Raw genomic sequence first — 18,298 nt, 5'->3', positions numbered from 1 at the left:
CTGCATAGGGCACGCTCTACGGCATGGTGATGTGCGAGTACTTCTCGGCCGCGAGTGACGAGGCCGCCGTCGGTGTCCTCGACGGACCGGGCGGGCCCGATGTGTCGGTGTTCGACGTGCTGTCCCTCAAGGGCATCGACCCGGTGGTCGTGATGGCACGGCTCGAAGGCATCCTCACCGAACTGAGATTTACATCCACCAAGACGTCGGAACTGCTCCATCGGTTGTCCGGCCTGGCCAGGAGAGCCGCGGCGGAGAACCGGCGGTTGTACTGCTGGTGGGCCCTGTAAGTTCCTCAACTCGGCATCCAGGAGCGGCCCGTGACCACACCCGGCGACCCGTCGACACCCGAGCCGCTCGGACCGTCGTCTCTGGCCTGGCGGTACTTCAGCGACTGGCGGGGCATGCTGATCGGCCTCTGGGCCGGGTCGATGCAGAACATGCATCCCGCCCTGGGCGCCGGAGTCGAGGAACATTCAGAGTTCTTCGAGGAGCGCTGGGAACGGCTGCTCCGTTCGCTCTACCCGATCGCCGGAGTGATCTACGACGGCCCGGACGCGGCCCGTACCGCCCGCGAGGTGCGCGACTACCACGTCGGTATCAAGGGAGTTGACGGCCAGGGGCGGCGCTATCACGCCCTCGATCCGGACACCTTCTTCTGGGCGCACGCGACCTTCGTCATGGTCCCGGTGCTGGTGTGCCGGTACTTCGGCCGGCCGCTGACGGAGGAACAGAAGGAGCGGTTCTACGCCGAGAGTCTTCAGTGGTACCGGCTCTACGGGGTCAGCGACCGGCCCGCTCCGGCCAACTGGGCAGGATTCACCGCGTACTTCGAGCGGATGTGCGCCGACACCCTGGAGGACAACCGGGCGGCACGTGCCGTGCTGGACATCCGCCGCATCGGCAAGCCGCCTTTTCTGAAGTGGCTGCCGGACGTGGTGTGGCGGGTCATCCGGGGTCCGCTGACCCGGCCCTTCGTCTGGATCACCGTCGGGATGTATCCGCCCGCGGTGCGCGCCAAGTTGGGCTACCGATGGTCGCGTCGGAGCGCGGTCGGGCTGTGGCTGGTGGGCCGTACCGTCGCGCTCGGCTGGCACCTCGTGCCGTTCGAGCGGCGCTACCACCCGCGGGCCAGGGCCGGTTGGCGGCGGGCGCGCGGTCTCGCCGTAGGACCGGTCGAGACGCCGCGGCGGAATCTGCCTCCGGTGGAGAGCCGGGGTGACGGCAAGCACTACGCGCCCGATGTGTAGCCGTCGCCGCGTGGTTGTCCTCGCGGCGGGGCTCAGCCCAGGACGTCGGGTTCTTCCCCCACCACGAGGTCGGCCAGGAGGTTGAAGTTGTGGCGGGCCATGTTGGCGTTGCTGAACTGCCGGTGGGCCAGGGTGACTTCCTCCTCGGTCATGACGCGGGGCCTGCCGGCGGCATCGGCGGGGAGCTGTATCTGGCAGGCGCGGTCCATGGTGATGAACCACCACGCGGCCTCCTCGACGGACCGCCCGGCCGTCAGCAGGCCGTGATGGCGGAGATTGGCGGCCCGTCGACCGCCGAGCCGGACGGCGATCCGCTCGCCCTCGGTCCGCTCCAGCACCAGGCCCTTGTACTCGTCGAACAGCACGTGGTCGTCGTAGAAAGCGCAGGACTCCTGCGCGATCGGGTCCAGGAGCTTGTCGAGTGACGCGAAGGCCCTGCCGTGGATGGTGTGCGCGTGCGCCACGGCCACGACGTCCGGCCGGGCCTGGTGGATGGAGGAGTGGATCCAGAAGGCCGCCTTGTTGGTCCGGCGTTCGCCCTCGACGACCCGGCCCTCCTCGTCGATGAACAGCAGGTCGCTGACGCGGATCTTGGAGAACAGGCGACACCGGCCGCGTTCCACGACCGTCTGCGGGAAACAGAGGACGAGCAGCATTTCCCGGGCCTCCACGTGGTGCTGGAGGACTACCTTTCGATCGACTACAGCGAGCGCTTCGACTTCGGAATCGAGCAGATCCTTCAGTCGGCCCCGACGACCAAATCGCTGCCTCGCGCCGCGAGTTGACGGTGCGTCAGGGTGCTGTAGCGCTCGCTGCACTCTGATCGAGGATGTGGCGTCGCGTCTCAGGGTCAGAACGCGATTTTGGAGACCTCGTCCCGGTTCCGCCACTCGTCGAGCCGCGCCGGGAGGAGATCCCCGACATGGCCGTACGGAAATCGTCGTAGGCCGGAAGATGTTCGGTCCGCACCGCGGAGGGCCCCGCCCATTCGGTGGCGTAGCCGGCCGGCTCGACGAGGGTGACTTTGATGCCGAAGCCCGTCACCTCGGCGGCGAGGCTCGCGGTGAACCCTTCCAGGGCGAACTTGGAGGCGTGGTAGAGGCCGAGTCCGGGCAGCGAGGTGACGCCGGCGACGGACGACACCTGGATGATGTGGCCGGAGCCGCGGGCGCGGAGGTGGGGGAGCACGGCCTGGGTGACCCAGAGCGCGCCGAACACGTTGATCTCGATCTGGTCGCGGGCCTGCTGCTCGGACACTTCCTCGACCATGCCGAAGAGGCCGTAGCCCGCGTTGTTGATGACGACGTCGAGCTCGCCGAAGGTGTCGACCGCCTGCCGCACGGCTTCGAATGCGGGCACGCGGTCGGCGACGTCGACGCGCAGCGGCAGCACCGCGTCGCCGTACTTCTCGACCAGGTCGTCGAAGGCGGCTGCGGAACGGCTGGTCGCGGCGACCCGGTCGCCCCGTTCGAGCGCGGCTTCCGCCCATTCCCGGCCGAATCCCTTCGAAGCTCCGGTGATGAATCACATCTTCGCCATGAGTCCCTTGTGCGATGACCAGGCGATGGGGTGCGCTCTTGGTCGGCGACCAGGGTTATTTCGGGTGCGGGAATTCCGTGTGGTGGCGATCTTCTCCGTCACGGACGGCAAGATCTCGGAAACGCGTCAGGTGGCCGGCGCCAAGGCGCGAGACGCCTGACCGTCGCCGCAGCCCGTGCCCAACGCGCCCTGATCCGCGCCCCCGTCGCACGGGAGACGCGGATCAGGGCATCGGGGCAGAGCGGTGACTCAGGACTTCACGGGCTTGCCGCGGCCCCACGCCCACGCCAGGCGGTCGGCGCCGGACTGGTTCGTGGTGACCAGCCAGGGGCGCGCCGCGTCGCCGATGAGCTTCTGGATCGAGTACGTGTCGTCGGTGCGCAGGCCGGGCCAGTACACCGAACCCATGCCGAGCTTGCGGAACGTGTCGGTGTCGGCCTGGATGAAGTTGACCGAGTTGTCGGCGGGCGTCGGCACGTTGTAGTTCAGGCCCGTGGTCATCGGGGCGCCGAACTCGTCGGCCACGGTGCGGTTCGCGCAGTCGCCGAGGCGTTCCTTGAGGTCGCTCACCCACTGGTCGTAGGTCGCGTAGTCCTTCCAGAACCCGTAGTGGTGCAGCGAGAGGTACGTGCCCTTCAGACGCGGGTCGGCGCAGACCGTGGTGACGTGGTCGTTGTAGCCGGCGCCGCTGACGAAGACGCGGTCGCGCGGCACCTTGGAGTAGGTGTCCAGCCACTTGGCGGCGAGGTCGGCCCACTCGGCGTCGGTGTAGCCGTGGGGCTCGTTCATCGGCTCGAAGTAGACCCGCTGGTTGTGTTGGTACGCCTTGACCACGGTGTTCCACATGGGCCAGTACGTGGCGGGGTCGTCGATGAAGCCGTCCTTGTTGGCGCCCGTCCCCTCCCAGTACGAGACGATGACCTTGAACCCCTGTGCCGTCGCCGCGTCGATCACCCCGCGGTAGGACTTCCAGTAACTGCCGTTCACCGTGTACGGGTTGATGGGCAGCCGTACCGTGTTGGCACCGAGGTTGGCGCGGAACGCGGCGATCACCCGGGTCGCCTTGGCGTACGTCTGGGCGTAGCTGTCGGAGAGCGACAGGCCGGACAGGACGACCGGGTCGTCGGCGTAATTGTCGCGCGGGTCGGCCCAGTTGACGCCCTTGAACTGGGACGTGTTCGTGCTCGGCGCGGCGGAGGCGGGGCTGCCGGCCAGCGTGGTGCCGGTGACCGCGGCGATCGCGACGGCCACGAAGGTGGCCCGCAGGCGGGTTCTGGCGGGGATGGTGCGCATCGACTTGCCCTTTCAGGAATGGCGACTCCGCGCATGGCGAGGCCTGCGCGCGGCTGAGCGGCCGTCGGAACGGATACCGGGCGGGACGGATGACGTCGGCTCGTCGGCTCGTCGTCCCAAGTCCCGGTGGACTCGGTGGTGTCGGGGGAGTGCGGGCACGGTGGGCCCTGCTCGCCGGGAGCCTCCAGTTCTCCTTCCTCCGCCGGCCGCGACGCGGTGTTTACGTAAACATGCCGCGGTCCGAACGCCGACCGAATCTGTCGGCCGGGGCGGTCCCGAAGATGTTTACGCAAACATGGCGGCGCCGGAATCGTGGCATCCGGCACCGCCATCGTCAAGGTTTCCCGCACGTAACGTCGTTGGCGTCCCGTGACCGGGCCTACGGCTTGATGCCCACCCCGGTCCACAGGCTGACCTCGGCGTCCGTGGGCGGCTCCGTCACGGGAGCGTCCTCGTCGGCGGCGTCGGGGCGCCAGCGGTGGCCGACGGCGATGCCGGGGTCGAGCAGTTCGAGCCCGGTGAAGAAGCGGGAGACGTCCTTCTGGGAGCGGAACTGCACCGGTGTCCCGGCGTTGTTGTAGATCGAGGTCACCTTCGCCCAGGTGGCCGGATCGAAGTCGGGCGTGCAGTGGCTGATGGCCAGGGCACTGCCCGAAGGGAGAACGGACAGCAGGCGGGTCACGAGCCCGTACGGTTCCTGGGCGTCGGTGACGAAGTGCAGGAGCGCGTTGAGGGAGAGCGCGATCGGCTTGTCGAAGTCCAGGATGTCGGCCAACTCAGGGGCGCTGAGAAGGGTTTCGGGGTCGTTGACGTCCGCCTGCACATATGTGGTGCGACCCTGCCGGGTGCTGCGCATCAGGCGCTCGGCGTACTTGAGGACCAGGGGGTCGTTGTCGGCGTAGACCACCCGGGCCTCGGGGACCACGGACTGGGCGACCTGGTGCAGGTTCGGCTCGGTGGGGATGCCGGTGCCGATGTCGAGCCACTGGCGGATGCCGTGTTCCCTGGCGAGGACGCGGGTGGCCCGGTGCATGAACGCGCGGTTCTCGCGGGCGCAGACGAAGATGGCGGGGTAGGCCTCCGCGACCGTCTCCGCCGCCTGCTTGTCGACCTCGAAGTGGTCCTTGCCGCCCAGGTAGTAGTCGTACATGCGGGCGGAATGCGGCCTGCTGGTGTCGATGTCCCGCGCGGCGTGGGCGTTGGTCATGCTCTCCCTCTCAAGTGGTGTGCATCGGCGTCTCGGGCAGATCGCAGCCGGGCCGGCTCCAATTCCCCACGCCCGTGGTCTGGTTCAGCCTGCCATCAGATGGTCGGCCAGTCCCCGCTTGACCCCGTCGACGAACGCGGCCATCTCCTGGGGCGTGTAGATCAAAGCGGGTCCGGCGGGGTCGGTCGACTGGCGCAACGCGACGCGCCCGTCGGCCAGTTGCTTGGTCTCCACGCACTGACCTCCGTTGGGGCCGCTCCAGGGGCATTCCCAGCCCTGATCGCCGAGGTTCGACGCGGGCATCCCGTTGTAGACCTTGTCGTCCGTGGTGGTCATGAGTACTCCTTGCGCATGCGGTTCAAGAGCGCCTTGCTGTCCGCGGACGAGGTCAGCAGCGACATCCTGTTGTGCGCTTCCAGATGGGCCACGACATCGGATCGCTGGTCCAGGTACATGGAGGCGGAGAGGATCTCGCTGTAGACGACGTCGGGCAGCTCAGGTTCCTCGAACCGGAAATAGGTGAAGGGTGCACACGCCCCCACGTGGGCACCCGCCGAGAACGGGACGATGTCAACACTGACGTGGTCCAGTTCCGAAACCTCAAGAAGCCGGTCTATCTGGTCCCGCATGACAGCGGGACCGCCCACCACCCGGTGGAGCACGGCTTCTTCCAGCACAGCCCACAGCGTGGGCGCGTCCGGCCTCTCCAGCAGACTCTGGCGGCGCAGGCGTAACTGCACCCGCCGTTCCAGGTCTTCGTCGTTGTCGTTCGGGAAGCCGCCGCTCAGTACGCCTCGCGCGTAGTCGTACGTCTGCAACAGGCCCGTGACGTAGTGGGGTTCATAGGTGCGCAGGGTCTTGGCGCCGGTCTCCAGGCTCACGTAGGCGGTGAACCAGCCCGGCAGCACATCGCGGTAGGCGTGCCACCAGCCGGGCTCGTTGGCGCGCTCGGCCAGGGCGACGAACTCCTCGATCTCCTGGCGGTCGGCGCCGTAGGTCTCCAGCAGCTTTTCGACGTAGAGCGGCTTGAGGCCGACCTCGGCCTTCTCCAGACGGCGGATGGTCAGGGAGGTCACCCGCAGGGCCCTGGCGGCGTTCTCCAGGGAGACGTTCGCACCCTGTCGCCGCTCCTGCAGCCGCCGGCCGAGGATCATGCGCAGAACCGTGGGTGCACCCGCGCCGGTGCTCGACCGAGCTTCGCTCACGCCCAACCTCCTGAGGGACTGTCACCGGCATTAGTCTGACAGCGACTTGCTGATGCCGCCAGACAGAAACCGACGTTCTGAAATTATCAGGGAGTCGGTTGCAGCTTGAACTGAGCTGTGGGCATAGTTACTTGTGTGAGCGACCTGGGCCTCTCGGTGGAACACCCCGTCTCCGGCAGGCCTGTTGCTGATGCTGTGCGTCTCCCGCCTGCGCCCGCCCCCGATGGAAGGCGAACCACCGTGTCCCCCCACACGACTCCCTCCCCGCAGCTCTTAGACGTCGTCAGGCCGGATCTGGCGCACTGGCTGGAACTTCCCGCGCACCGCTCCGGCGTCCGGACCGCCCGGCACGCCATGGGCGCGCAACTGGCCAAGTGGCGCCTGCCCGAAGCCGTGCGCGACGACGCGGTCCTGCTCATCTCCGAGTTGGCCACCAACGGTGTGTGCCACACACCCAGCGCGAGACTCCTGTGCGGTGTCGGACTCGTCACCGACCGTAGTCTGCGCGTCGAGGTCCACGACCACGACTACACGGGCAGCAACCTCTCCCGCTGCGAGCCGTGCGTCGACGACGAGAGCGGGCGCGGACTGTTCATCGTGCAGGCCATCGCTGAGACCTGGGGGGTCGACCGGTCGGCGCTCACCGGCGGAAAAGCCGTGTGGGCCACACTGTCCACCGGCTACTGACGCCGGACACGTGGAGGGGGCGAGGACGCCCGCGGCCTGTTCAGGTGGTCGCGGGCGTCAACTCGGCCAGCAGCAGCGTCCGGTCGTCCGCCCCGGGCGTCGCCGACGGGGCCCGCAGCAGCCGCTCGCACAGCGAGGGGAACGCCTCCGGTCCGTCGGCCGGCGTGGTCTCGGCGGCGGCCGTGTCGAGGGCCCGGGCCAGGCCGGCGATCTCCTGGTCGATGTCGGCGTGCCGCGACTCGACCAGCCCGTCGCTGTACAGCAGGAGCAGCGCCGGTTCGTCGATGGCCAGCACCGTGGCCTCGTAGTTGCCCGTGCCGAGTCCCAGCGGCAGCCCCGCGCTGGCGAGCGTCACCGGTACGGCCGGTCCGTGCGGGCCGCGCAGCAGCGGCGGCGGGTGGCCGGCGCCGACCAGGGTGCAGGAGTGCGCCCGGGCGTCCCACTCGGCGTAGATGCAGGTCGCGAAGGACGCGCCCGGAGTGTCGTAGGCCAACTCGTCCAGCCGGCGCATGAGTTCGGCCGGTTCCATGTCGAGCCGGGCCAGCGTGCGCACGGCCGTACGCAACTGGATCATGGCTACGGCGGACTCGGGGCCGTGGCCCATCGCGTCGCCGACGACCAGACCGACCCGGCCGCCGGGGCGGGGCAGGACGTCGAACCAGTCGCCGCCGATGATGTTGCCCTGGCCGGCCGGGAGATAGCCGTGCGCGATGCGGCAGCCGTGGAACGCCTGGGCCGGGTCCGGGAGCAGGCTGTTGCGGATGGCCAGCGCGGTCCGGCGCTCGCGTTCGTAGCGGCGCGCGTTGTCCAGGGCCACACTGGCCCGGGCCGCCAGCGACTCCACCGCCACGGCCTCGCCGGGCAGGAACGGGTCCCGCTCCGGGCCGCGCGTACAGGCGATGAACCCGACGGTGGCGCCCCGCAGTTGGAGCGGGACGACGAGGAAGGACGCCGTCCCCAGCAGGTCGTCTATGCGCTGCGCGTCCCCGCCTGCGGAGGCCAGCAGCCGGTCGGAGGTGTGCTTGTCCACTCCGTCGAGGACCTGCGAGTGACCGCTGGCGAGGGCGCGTGCGTACGGGGTCTCGCGCGGGAAGACGACCACCTCGCCGACCGGCAGCACACCGTCCCAGCTCTCGGGCGCCTCCGTGCCCACCCGCACCGCCAGCCGACGCGCCTCGACCTGCGGCGGATCCACGGCGGGATACGCGTTCTCCTCCAGCACCCACCGCTCCAGCAGATACACCGACGCCGCGTCGCAGAACCCGGGCGTCAGCGCGTGCACGACATGGCTGCCGGTCAGCCGCAGGTCGAGCTCCGAGCCGATCACGTCCGCGGCGGGGGCGAAGGCCTGCCTGCGGCGTGGGGGCCCGGCAGGGGGTGCGTCACCGTGATGACTGCGCGGTTGGTTCCGCAGGGTCGTGCCTTTCCGGGTGGGGACCGGCCGCGTGGCGTGGGGCAAGCGGTCTGCTGTGCTTTCCTCGGCAACTATATGATGGCGCGTCAAGGAACCTGGGGCCAAAGGGAGTTGTGGTGACGGACAGCGCAGGTCTGCCGCAGGGGATCGATCCTCGCAAGGCGAGTGTCGCCCGAATGTACGACGCGATGCTGGGCGGTGAACACAATTTCGCCATAGACCGCGAGGCGTTGGCGGCCTTCACCGCGATCGACCCCCAGGTGCGCACCCTGGCCCGCGCCAACCGCGACTTCCTCGGCCGGGCCGTGCGCTTCCTGGTCGACTCCGGCGTACGGCAGTTCATCGACCTCGGCTCGGGCATCCCCACCCAGGGCAACGTCCACGAGGTCGCGCAGGCCGCCAGTCCCGGAGCCCGGGTGGTGTACGTGGACAACGACCCGGTGGCCGTCGCCCACAGCACCTCCCTCCTCGGCGACAACCCGGACGCGGACATCGTCGACGGCGACATCCGCAGACCGGCCGACGTTCTGTCCTCGCCGCAGGTACGGAAGTTGATCGACTTCGAGCAGCCCGTCGCCGTCCTGATGATCACGATCCTGCACTTCGTCACACCCGCAGAGGACCCGGCCGGCATCGTCGCCGCCTTCCGCGACGCACTGCCCGACGGCAGCTGGCTGGCCATGAGCCACGCCACCAACGAGGACCGCCCGGACACCGCGGCGGCCGTGGGCAAGCTGTACAGCTCCAAGGCCACTTCGCCCGTCACGGCCCGCTCCTACGACGAGATCCTCGGCCTGTTCGACGGCTTTGACCTCGTCGCGCCCGGCCTGACCTACGTCCCCCTCTGGCGCCCGGACCCGGCGGACGAGATCCCCGACAACCCCTCGGAGTACTGGGTCTACGCGGGCGTCGGCGCCAAGAACCCGTAGACCGCGGGTACTTCGGAGGGAAAACGAGGTGCCCGCCCCGGATTTGGCCGGATGCGGGGGAGTGAGTCGCGAGAACCGGGGCAGAGGGCTCTTGTCGGCAGTTCCTTCGGACGAATGGGGTGGGCGATATGGCAGCCGTGACGGCAGCGAAGGCACCGGCCACGGCAGGACGGCGGACCACGGTCGGGGAGGCCCTCCCGATGATCGCCGAGCCGTCGAAGGTGAGCCCGAAGGACGCGCGTGAGCTGTCGCGCCAGTTCTTCGACCGGCTGACCTCGCTGGAGGAGGGCACCCACGAGTTCCAGTACGTGCGCAACACCCTGATCGAGATGAACCTCTCCCTCGTGCGCTACGCGGCCGCGCGCTTCCGCAGCCGCAGCAACAACGAGATGGAGGACATCGTCCAGGTCGGCACGATCGGACTCATCAAGGCGATCGACCGGTTCGAGCTCTCGCGGCAGGTGGAGTTCACGTCGTTCGCCGTCCCCTACATCGTCGGCGAGATCAAGCGCTTCTTCCGCGACACCAGTTGGGCCGTCCACGTGCCGCGCCGACTGCAGGAGGCCCGCGTCGAGCTGGCCAAGGCGACCGAGGAACTGCGGTCCCGCCTCGGTCGTACGCCGACCACGCGTGAGCTGTCCGAGCTGATGTGCCTCACCGAGGAAGAGGTCATCGAGGCCCGCAAGGCGTCCAACGGCTACACCTCCTCCTCGCTCGACGCGGCGCTCAGCTCCGACGCGGGCGCCGAGGGCGAGACCGTCCTGGCCGACGTCATCGGCGAGGACGACCCGGGGCTCGAACTGGTCGACGACCTCAGCTCCTTGGCCCCCCTCATCGCCCAACTCGACGAGCGCGAGCGGAAGATCATCCACATGCGCTACGTCGAGGAGCGCACCCAGGCCGAGATCGGCGAGGAACTCGGCATCTCCCAGATGCACGTGTCCCGGCTCATCAGCCGTATGCTCCGCCGCCTCCGTGCGGGGCTGCTCGATCCCGCGGCCGCCTGACGAGTCGTTCCGGCCCAACAACCCGGGCTGTTGGGTGATTTCACCCTCCCCGGATGTCCGTTCTGCGGCACTCTCGTACTGTGGCCGGGCAGGCACCTCAGGTGCGGGCCCGGCCGTCGCGGGGTTGCCGGAAGGGGGAGTTGTGGCGTGGCGGAGTGAGGAGTTCGGGGAGTCCCACGAGGGCATCGTGGGGGCGGTCCTCGCCGACGGCAGTGAGCCGAAGTCCGTGTACCTGGATGTGGGCAGCGGCAGTTCCATGTTCGAGACGCGTGAGTGGTGGGCCTACAACGGCTCGATGGGCCGGCCCCGGGCAGCCGGCTGGCGGGCCTCCTGCGCGTGCGGTTGGCGTGGGGACAGTCATCCCATCGACTGGGACCAGGTGCAGGACCACGACCTGGACGACCTGGACACCTCCGACGCGTACGACGAGTGGTGGGAACACATCCACGCGGTCGAACGCCGGACAGTCCCGTTGCCTGAGGAACTCTCCGAGCTGATCGATCAGTTGGAGGAACGGCTCGACGCGCTCTCGGACGCGGCGCCGGTCGCCGCGCTGAAGGCGGTGGCCATCCTGGAGCGCCTGTCCGCCCGGGTCGGCAAGGAGGCGGCGTACGGGGCGCAGGCCGACGACGTGCCGGGCGAGGCACTCGGCAAGGCGCTCGGGCTGAGCGTGGACAAGGCCCGGTCCCGGCTCGACCGGTACCTCCGCGCCTACTACTGACCGACGACAGCGGGCGGAAAGGGCAGCTGGAGTCGGGTGTCCGTGGTGCCGTGCTGCCAAGGGGTCGAGGGTGCGTGCCAGACTGGACGTACCGCTCGCCCCGCTCCGTAGCTCCCGCACTTCACCGAGGTTGTCCGTGACCAAGCCCCCGGCCCGAGTCCCCCAGCGAAGCAACGCGCGCTCCAACCGGGAACGCATCCTGGCCACGGCCCGCCGGGAACTCGGCCGGAACCCCGACATCACCCTGGAAGAACTCGCGCGCGCCTCCGGCGTCGTACGGCGCACGCTGTTCGGGCACTTCCCCGGCCGGGAGGCGCTGCTGGAGGCGCTGGCCGAGGAGGCGTCGGAAGCCCTGCGGGCAGCGCTGCCCGCCGATCCGGCGCCGTCCGGTGCGGGGGTGGAGTCGGCCGAGCGGTCGTACGCGCGCTTCGTGCTGTCGATGTGGACCGTGGGCGACCGCTACCGGCTCCTCCTGGCGCTGGCCCGGCGCGACCTGGGCGTGGAGCGTGTCACCGAGATCCTGTCACCGGCCCGCAGCGTGGCCACCGCCATCCTGGACCGCGGCCAGCGCGACGGCGTCTTCCACACCCAACTGCCGGCCGTCGTGCTGAGCGCCGGACTCGAAGCCATGTCGATCGCCCTCCTCGAAGAGGTCAACTCCGGAGAGTTGGAGGACGACGGGACCTGTGCGGCGGTCGCCGGGCTCATCGCGGCCGGTGTGCCGGAGAAGCAGGCGCGGGTCGTGGTGGACGAGGTCGCGCAGGCAGTTCACGTAGCTCCGGCGGACGAGGCCGTCGCGGACGACTGAGCCTCAGGCGTCGCCGTACGACGAGTCGCCCCGCACCGAGCCGGAGCGGGCGTCACCGTCGGACCGGAAGGTGACCGACTCGCCCGACAGGCGGGCGATCAGCCCGCTCGCCGTCGTGGTGACCGAGCGCAGGCGCAGGCCCTGAGGGATGGTGCGGAGCTGGATCGGCCGCTCGAAGACCTTGCCGAGCGCGAGTCGCCCCACCTCGGGGAGCAGACCGCCCGTGACCTGGAAGTCCTTGAAGGCGATGCGGTTGCCGGACAGCACCGAGACGGTCGTCGCCACGGTGACGTCGTCGCCGGTGGGCAGCCGGACGCTCGCGCGGATCTGGTCGGGACGGGTGCCCCGGGAGATCTCCGGCCCCAGAGCGTCGGACACGTCGGTGTAGGACAGCAGGGCGGTCGCCTCCGCCGAGCGGGCCAGTGCCTCCGTGTCGTCGTCGGACTTCCTCAACTCCGTCAGCCGGAGGGAGAGTTCACTCACCGGCAGCGGGCCGGTGGTGTCGCTCGCCGGTATGTCGTGCGCGGTGATGTCCACCTGCCGCAGGGTGCCGGCGGCCAACTGCGTCAGCACGGGGAAGCCCCGCACATGTACCTCCGGCGTCGAGGGCGTGTGCATGCCCTCCTGGAACGCCTTGGCCGTACGGGACTCGACCCGTGCCGTCGCGAAGCGGTCGACGGTGACGGATACGAGGATCAGCGCGAGCAGTGCGCCGGCGGCGACGGCGAGCGGTCGGCGGTTCCGGGGCGGGCGTGCGTCACCGGGCTCGTACGCGGCGAACGTGGTGTCGGCGTAGTCGTACGGGTGCATGGGTCTCCTTCGACGGTGTGCAACGGGATTCAACGTGACGGTCGCAGGTGGTGAACCGTGGCGGCCGCGAGGTCGGGTGCGACGCCTACGGCGATCAGGGCAGCGGTGGCGGCGGCTGTGCCGTCGTCGGTCCAGAGGCCGGAGTTGACGCTGTCCAGCAGCGCCAGCACGTGTGCCTCAAGGGCTCTGCCGAGCGGGCCCGGGGGGACGGCGGTGTGGAAGACGCCCTGCCGCTGCCCGTCGACGAGGATCCCGGTGACCGTGTCACGGGCCGGGCCGAGCAGCGCGTCGATCCGGTCGGGGCCGAGGTCGCGGTGGGCGAGGGCGATGAGCGTGCGGTAGCGGTCGCCGACCGGCCAGAACGTGAGGACGAAGTGAGCCAGTGCGGTCACGGCGTCCGGTGTCGGCGCCCGGGCGACGGCACTCGCACGCCGTACCGCCTCTCCGATGTCCGCCGCGAGGCCCTCGACCAGCGCGGCCCGTCCGGCGAAGTGCTCGTAGAGGGTGCGTCGCGCGACGCCGGCGGCCTGCGCGATGCCCCCGAGGCCGCTGTCGGGGTCGCGGCCCAGTTCCCGTCGGGCCGCTTCGAGGATGCGGGCGCGGGTGGCGCGCGCCTTGGCGCTGCTGCGGGCGGTCACGTCGGCACCTCCTGGCGGGGCTGGTTCGTCTCGGCATAGTTGCACATCAGTGAGCAATAAAATAGCCTGCACATCAGTGAGCAATTAATGTCGTCCAGGAGTCTCCGATGCCGCTCTTCGCCACCACACCCGTCGACAAGATGACCGGGCCGTACGCACGGCGCTGGTCCGCCCTGATCGTGCTCTGTCTGAGCCTGCTGATCGTGGTCATGGCGAACACCTCGCTGATCGTGGCCGCCCCCGACATGACCACGGACCTGGGCCTGAGCAGCAGTGATCTGCAGTGGGTCATCGACGGCTACACCGTCCCGTACGCCGCGCTGATGCTCGTGCTGGGGGCGATCGGCGACAAGTACAGCCGTCGCGGCGCGCTCCTCACCGGCCTGGTGGTCTTCGCCGCCGGATCGGTGATGGGCAGCCTGGTGCACGAGACCGGGCTGGTCATCGCGGCCCGCGCGGTCATGGGCGTGGGCGCGGCGGTGGTCATGCCGGCCACGCTGTCCTTGCTGGTCGCGATCTTCCCGAAGCGCGAGCGGGCGCGGGCCATCACGGCCTGGACCGCGACCTCGGGCCTCGCCATCGCCGTCGGTCCGCTGGTCGCGGGCTGGCTGCTGGAGGACCACGCCTGGAGCTCCACGTTCCTGATCAACGTGCCCATCGCCCTCGTCGCGGTCGTCGGCGCACTCGTCCTCGTACCGCCGTCCAAGGCGGACACGATGGGCCGCATCGACTACGTGGGCGGGCTGCTCTCGATCGTCTCGGTCGGCAGCCTGGTCTACGCGATCATCGAGGGCCCGCACTTCGGCTGGGGCGCGGGTCCGGTCACCGCGGCCGTCGTCGCCGCCGTCGGTCTACCCGCCTTCGTGGCCTGGGAGTTGCGTCACCCGCACCCCATGCTCGACGTCCGCACGTTCGCGCAGCGATCCTTCAGCGGCTCGATGACGGCGGTGCTGTTCTTCTTCTTCGGCACGTTCGGTGCGATCTACTACGCCACGCAGTTCCTCCAATTCGTCCTCGATTACGACGCGTTGGAGACGGGCGTACGACTGCTGCCGCTGGCCGGTGCCGTGTTCCTCGGCGCCGCGGCCACCGGGCGGCTCACCCCCCAGCTGGGCATGAAGCCGATGGTCGTGACCGGCATGGTGCTCGGCACCGTCGGCGTCCTCCTGCTCACCCAGGTCGACAAGGCCTCCACCTACGGCGACTTCCTGCCGACGATGATGCTGTTGGGCTTCGCGATCGGGCTCAGCGTCTCCCCGGCCACGGACACGATCATGGGCTCCTTCCCGGAGAACGAGCTCGGCGTCGGCGGCGGCGCCAACGACACCGCGCTGGAACTGGGCGGCTCCCTCGGTATCGCCGTCCTCGGCTCGCTGCTGGGCACCACCTACAAGGACAAGCTGACCGACCTGGTCGGCGGCCACCTTCCCGCCGCCGCGCTGGACACCGCGAAGGACTCGGTCGGCGGCGGCCTGGCGGTCGCCCAGCAGATCGCGAAGACTCCCTCCGCAGGACCGCAGCAGGCGCAGGCCCTGGTCGACGCCGTGCACGAGGCCTTCGCCCATGGTGTCGCCCGGACCAGCCTGGTCGGCGGCATCATCATGGCCGCCGGCACGCTGATCGTCCTCGCGGTGCTGCCGGGCCGCCGTGCCGCCAACGAGCCCGAGTCGAAGGAGGCGGCGACGGAGACCGGCCGAGAGCAGGAGCACACCGAGTCCTTCTGAACGCCCCGGGCACCCTTCCGCGGCATGCCCTGATTGCGGTGAACTCCTCGACGCACAACGCCGGTTGGTCGACAGCCCGAGGACGAGGAAGCGAGAGACGGCCCGGTAAGTGGCATCAGCCGGGGGCGCACGCCGGTCGGTCGGATCATCGTGGATAAACTGGCACAGTTCCGCCTCGGCGCCCGCTCCCTCGTCCGCTCGGAGAACGCCGTCCCCGCATTGAGCGGTGCCGGCATCGCCGACGGCTGAAGCTCACTTCACGAAATCGACGGTCCTGCCTGTGCACGCTCCGGACACCACCGCCACCGAACCGGCCGACGCGGCCCAGCATCGCACCCGACGCTGGCTGCGCCCGGCGGTGATCACGGTCCTGCTCGCGCTGTTCACCACCGAACTGGTGCTGGGATGGCCGTCGTTGGCCGCCGCGCTGTCAGAGCTGCGCGCGCCCCGGCTGAACTGGTTCGCCGTCGCGCTCGTCGCCGAAGTGGCCGCCATGGGCTGCTACGCGCGCATGCAGCGCAGGCTGCTGCGCTCGGCCGGGGTGATCGTGCCGATCCAACGGCACGTCGCCCTCGCGTACGCGGCCCACTCGCTGAGCGTCACCCTGCCCGGCGGGCCGGCCTTCTCCACGCACTTCAACTACCAGCAGATGCGCCGTTTCGGAGCCACGCCCGCCGTCGCCTCCTGGTGCATCGCGCTGTCCGGCCTGCTCTCCGCGGCGGCCCTGGCCGTCGTCACCGCGATCTCCGCGATCGCCTCCGACGGAAGCCCGCAGTGGCACAGCCTCGTCACCCTCGGCCTGGCCGTGCTCCTGCTCACGGTCGGCATCCGGCGCATCACCCGCCACCCCGAGAAGGTCGAACCGGCCACCCGCGCCGCGCTGGCCAGGGTCAACCGGCTGCGGCACCTTCCCGAGACCCAGGGCCTCGACCGCATCCGCGGCTTCGTCGAGCAGCTCCGTACCGCCCGGCTCGAACCCTGGCACGCCGTCGCCGCCGCCGTCTTCGCCGTGCTCAACTGGCTGCTCGACGCGGGCTGTCTGTGGCTGTGCTTCCACGCCATCAGCGACACGCAGATCAGCAGCGCCCAACTGCTGCTCGCCTTCTGCGCGGGCATGGCCGCCGGGACCCTCACGATCATCCCGGGCGGCCTCGGCCTCATCGACAGCGCGCTGATCCTCGGTCTGGTCACGGGCGGCGTCGCGACCAGCACCGCGATCGCCACGGTCGTGCTCTACCGGATCATCAGCTTCGGGTTCATCATCGGCGTCGGCTGGATAACGTGGCTGGTCATCCGCCGCCACAACCGTCGGGAGCCCGCTGTCTAGCGGCCACGTACTCTCAGGCCCGCGCGCCGCCGTCGACCCGCAGGACCGTGCCGGTCACGAAGGAGGCGCGGTCGCTGAGCAGCCAGGCCGCGGCCTGGGCGATCTCGTCGGGTTCGGCCATGCGCCCCAGCGGAGTGTGCGTGACGCGTTCCAGGAGACCGGGAGAGTCCGCTTCCCAGGTCCGGATCATCTCGGTCAGCGTGCCGCCGGGGGCGATGGCGTTGACGCGGATGCCCTCCGGGCCGTAGGTGACGGCGGCCGACTCGGTCAGGCTGTTGACCGCGCGCTTCATCGCGCCGTAGGCGGGCAGTTCGGGGTTGCCCATCAGGCTGCCGACGGAGGAGTTGTTGACGATGGCGCCGGTACCCGCGGTGGCCCGGATCGCGGCGACCTGGGCGACCATGGCGAGCCAGACGCCCTTGAGGTTCACGTCGTAGACGTGGTCGAAGTCGCTCTCCGGCAACTCGTCCATCGGGCCCGGGCGTTGGATCGTCGCGCCGTTGTTGAAGGCCACGTCGAGCCGGCCGTACAGGTCCACTGTCCGGTCGACGGCCGTGCGCACGCCGGCCGCGTCGGCCAGGTCGCACACTACGTAGTCCGCGGTGCCGCCGACCTCGCGGATCTCCTCGGTAACTGCCTTTAGCTGGGCCTCCGTTCGGGCCGCTAGCAGTACCTGGGCGCCTTCTCGGGCGAACAGCCGCGCCGCCGCCGCGCCGATGCCGCGTCCGGCGCCGGTGACGAAGGCGACCTTGCCGGACAGCAGGCCGAGGGAGGGATGAGTGGGTGTGTTGGTCATGGCAGCGAGCCTGCGCCGGTCCGCAGGGCCGATCCAGGCACCGGCAGTACCTGGCTGGACCCGCCGGAACCCGTACACACTGGGGGAGTGGATCGACGAGAACTTGCCGACTTCCTGCGCAGCAGGCGTGAGCGGATCACCCCCGCCGAAGTGGGGCTGCCCGCGGGACCGCGCCGCCGTACCCCGGGGCTGCGCCGCGAGGAGGCGGCGCAGCTGGCGTTCATCTCGACCGAGTACTACACCCGGCTGGAGCAGGCCCGCGGCCCGCATCCGTCGCGCGAGGTACTGGCCGGGCTGGCCCGCGCCCTGCGCCTGACGGATGCCGAGCGCGACCACCTCCACCACCTGGCGGGCGTGCCGCCGGGCCCGCCGCCCGGACCCTCGCGCGAGGTGCGGCAGAGCATCCTCGACCTGCTGCGCCGGCTGCCGCAGGCCGCCGCGATCGTGGTCTCCGCGACGCACGAGGTGATCGCCTGGAACGACCTGGCCGCCGCCCTCATGGAGGACTTCTCGGCCGTGCCGCGACGCGACCGCAACCTGCTGCGCCGGGTCTTCCTCGGACCGCACCCGGAGGGGCGACGGCTGTACGGGGTCTCGGACGCGGACGAGTTCGCGCGCCGCGCGGCCCAGGACCTGCGTGCCGCCGCCGCCCGCTACCCCGACGACCCGGAGCTGACCGAGCTGGTGGCCGAACTCCTCGCCGGGAGCGAGGAGTTCACCCAGCTGTGGGACTCCCACGACGTGGCCACCGCGCCCACCTTCCGCAAGACCTTCCAGCACCCGCTGGTCGGTCCGGTCACCGTCAACTGCGACGTCCTCGACATCGCCGACCGGGACCAGCGGGTCGTGATCTACACCGCCGTCCCCGGCTCGCCGTCCGAGGGCGCCCTGCGGCTGCTGTCGGTCATCGGCACGCAGAGCATGGACATCGCCCCCTGACGCG

The 18,298-nt window shown here is 70.0% G+C and carries 20 protein-coding genes and 2 pseudogenes; 12 read left to right on the top strand and 10 right to left on the bottom strand.

The genetic code is table 11. The features are described 5' to 3' along the window. Positions 1-23 precede the first annotated feature (23 nt). Together AC31A1_RS00685 and AC31A1_RS00680 are read left to right on the top strand one after the other, a co-directional pair. Complete coding sequence (locus tag AC31A1_RS00685; protein ID WP_489651270.1) at positions 24-290, top strand: hypothetical protein; 267 nt, start codon at positions 24-26, stop codon at positions 288-290. A gap of 30 nt (positions 291-320) precedes the next feature. Then, the gene (locus AC31A1_RS00680) at positions 321-1,250 is read left to right on the top strand and encodes an oxygenase MpaB family protein (protein WP_489651269.1); all 930 of its coding nucleotides are present in this window, start codon (positions 321-323) and stop codon (positions 1,248-1,250) included. A gap of 32 nt (positions 1,251-1,282) precedes the next feature. On the opposite strand, the gene AC31A1_RS00675 is transcribed toward AC31A1_RS00680, so the two are convergent. Together AC31A1_RS00675 and AC31A1_RS00670 are read right to left on the bottom strand one after the other, a co-directional pair. Continuing rightward, a complete protein-coding gene (locus AC31A1_RS00675; protein ID WP_489651268.1) occupies positions 1,283-1,906 on the bottom strand; it encodes a class II aldolase/adducin family protein in 624 nt (207 codons plus the stop codon). Positions 1,907-2,138: 232 nt separating this feature from the next. Continuing rightward, positions 2,139-2,771: pseudogene (locus tag AC31A1_RS00670) on the bottom strand (SDR family NAD(P)-dependent oxidoreductase); the annotation flags it as partial. Between AC31A1_RS00670 and AC31A1_RS00665 the strand changes: the two are divergent. Then, entirely contained in the window at positions 2,770-2,949 is a 180-nt protein-coding gene (locus AC31A1_RS00665) for a hypothetical protein (protein WP_489651267.1), read from the top strand. The pseudogene AC31A1_RS00670 and the gene AC31A1_RS00665 overlap by 2 nt on opposite strands. 89 nt (positions 2,950-3,038) lie before the next feature. On the opposite strand, the gene AC31A1_RS00660 is transcribed toward AC31A1_RS00665, so the two are convergent. The 4 genes from AC31A1_RS00660 to AC31A1_RS00645 all read right to left on the bottom strand — a co-directional run bounded on the left by AC31A1_RS00660 (position 3,039) and on the right by AC31A1_RS00645 (position 6,494). Next, positions 3,039-4,082: a glycoside hydrolase family 5 protein gene (locus AC31A1_RS00660; RefSeq protein ID WP_489651266.1), complete on the bottom strand. Its 1,044-nt coding sequence runs from the start codon at positions 4,080-4,082 to the stop codon at positions 3,039-3,041. Positions 4,083-4,461: 379 nt separating this feature from the next. Continuing rightward, positions 4,462-5,289 carry an SAM-dependent methyltransferase gene (locus AC31A1_RS00655; RefSeq protein ID WP_489651265.1) on the bottom strand — a complete coding sequence of 276 codons (828 nt, stop codon included), beginning with the start codon at positions 5,287-5,289 and terminating at the stop codon, positions 4,462-4,464. Between the two features lie 84 nt (positions 5,290-5,373). Beyond that, the gene (locus tag AC31A1_RS00650; RefSeq protein WP_366495946.1) at positions 5,374-5,625 is read right to left on the bottom strand and encodes a DUF397 domain-containing protein; all 252 of its coding nucleotides are present in this window, start codon (positions 5,623-5,625) and stop codon (positions 5,374-5,376) included. Continuing rightward, complete coding sequence (locus AC31A1_RS00645; protein WP_489651264.1) at positions 5,622-6,494, bottom strand: helix-turn-helix domain-containing protein; 873 nt, start codon at positions 6,492-6,494, stop codon at positions 5,622-5,624. Before AC31A1_RS00645 ends, AC31A1_RS00650 begins: the two co-directional genes overlap by 4 nt. A 240-nt stretch (positions 6,495-6,734) precedes the next feature. On the opposite strand from AC31A1_RS00645, the gene AC31A1_RS00640 reads away from it, so the two are divergent. After that, positions 6,735-7,181: an ATP-binding protein gene (locus tag AC31A1_RS00640; protein WP_489651263.1), complete on the top strand. Its 447-nt coding sequence runs from the start codon at positions 6,735-6,737 to the stop codon at positions 7,179-7,181. A 40-nt stretch (positions 7,182-7,221) separates the two neighbouring features. On the opposite strand, the gene AC31A1_RS00635 is transcribed toward AC31A1_RS00640, so the two are convergent. Beyond that, positions 7,222-8,508, bottom strand: a complete 1,287-nt coding sequence (locus tag AC31A1_RS00635) for a PP2C family protein-serine/threonine phosphatase (RefSeq protein WP_489651262.1) — start codon at positions 8,506-8,508, stop codon at positions 7,222-7,224. Between the two features lie 203 nt (positions 8,509-8,711). Here AC31A1_RS00635 and AC31A1_RS00630 point away from each other — a divergent pair, with 203 nt between their 5' ends. The 4 genes from AC31A1_RS00630 (at position 8,712) to AC31A1_RS00615 (ending at position 12,060) form a co-directional block, all read left to right on the top strand. After that, the gene (locus tag AC31A1_RS00630) at positions 8,712-9,524 is read left to right on the top strand and encodes an SAM-dependent methyltransferase (RefSeq protein ID WP_489651261.1); all 813 of its coding nucleotides are present in this window, start codon (positions 8,712-8,714) and stop codon (positions 9,522-9,524) included. Positions 9,525-9,652: 128 nt separating this feature from the next. Next, on the top strand, positions 9,653-10,531 hold the full coding sequence (locus AC31A1_RS00625) for a SigB/SigF/SigG family RNA polymerase sigma factor (RefSeq protein ID WP_489651260.1): 879 nt from the start codon (positions 9,653-9,655) through the stop codon (positions 10,529-10,531). A 142-nt stretch (positions 10,532-10,673) separates the two neighbouring features. Then, positions 10,674-11,252 carry a hypothetical protein gene (locus AC31A1_RS00620; protein ID WP_489651259.1) on the top strand — a complete coding sequence of 193 codons (579 nt, stop codon included), beginning with the start codon at positions 10,674-10,676 and terminating at the stop codon, positions 11,250-11,252. 136 nt (positions 11,253-11,388) lie between these two features. After that, entirely contained in the window at positions 11,389-12,060 is a 672-nt protein-coding gene (locus AC31A1_RS00615) for a TetR family transcriptional regulator (RefSeq protein WP_489651258.1), read from the top strand. Positions 12,061-12,063: 3 nt separating this feature from the next. On the opposite strand, the gene AC31A1_RS00610 is transcribed toward AC31A1_RS00615, so the two are convergent. Both AC31A1_RS00610 and AC31A1_RS00605 read right to left on the bottom strand, forming a co-directional pair. Next, the gene (locus AC31A1_RS00610; protein ID WP_489651257.1) at positions 12,064-12,870 is read right to left on the bottom strand and encodes an LmeA family phospholipid-binding protein; all 807 of its coding nucleotides are present in this window, start codon (positions 12,868-12,870) and stop codon (positions 12,064-12,066) included. 29 nt (positions 12,871-12,899) lie between these two features. Then, positions 12,900-13,508 (bottom strand): TetR/AcrR family transcriptional regulator, encoded by a 609-nt coding sequence (locus AC31A1_RS00605; protein WP_489651256.1) that lies wholly within the window; start codon positions 13,506-13,508, stop codon positions 12,900-12,902. Positions 13,509-13,615: 107 nt separating this feature from the next. On the opposite strand from AC31A1_RS00605, the gene AC31A1_RS00600 reads away from it, so the two are divergent. The 3 genes and pseudogenes from AC31A1_RS00600 (at position 13,616) to AC31A1_RS00590 (ending at position 16,559) form a co-directional block, all read left to right on the top strand. Next, entirely contained in the window at positions 13,616-15,232 is a 1,617-nt protein-coding gene (locus AC31A1_RS00600; protein ID WP_489651255.1) for an MFS transporter, read from the top strand. A gap of 123 nt (positions 15,233-15,355) precedes the next feature. Continuing rightward, a pseudogene (locus tag AC31A1_RS00595) lies at positions 15,356-15,481 on the top strand (VOC family protein); the annotation flags it as partial. A gap of 31 nt (positions 15,482-15,512) precedes the next feature. Then, on the top strand, positions 15,513-16,559 hold the full coding sequence (locus tag AC31A1_RS00590; RefSeq protein WP_489651254.1) for a lysylphosphatidylglycerol synthase transmembrane domain-containing protein: 1,047 nt from the start codon (positions 15,513-15,515) through the stop codon (positions 16,557-16,559). A gap of 13 nt (positions 16,560-16,572) precedes the next feature. On the opposite strand, the gene AC31A1_RS00585 is transcribed toward AC31A1_RS00590, so the two are convergent. Beyond that, a complete protein-coding gene (locus AC31A1_RS00585; RefSeq protein ID WP_489651253.1) occupies positions 16,573-17,355 on the bottom strand; it encodes an SDR family NAD(P)-dependent oxidoreductase in 783 nt (260 codons plus the stop codon). Positions 17,356-17,442: 87 nt separating this feature from the next. On the opposite strand from AC31A1_RS00585, the gene AC31A1_RS00580 reads away from it, so the two are divergent. Continuing rightward, entirely contained in the window at positions 17,443-18,294 is an 852-nt protein-coding gene (locus tag AC31A1_RS00580) for a helix-turn-helix transcriptional regulator (protein WP_489651252.1), read from the top strand. Positions 18,295-18,298: the final 4 nt, after the last annotated feature.

Source organism: Streptomyces sp. P5F9, from assembly GCF_057961495.1.
This window is presented reverse-complemented; position numbering and strand designations above follow the sequence as displayed.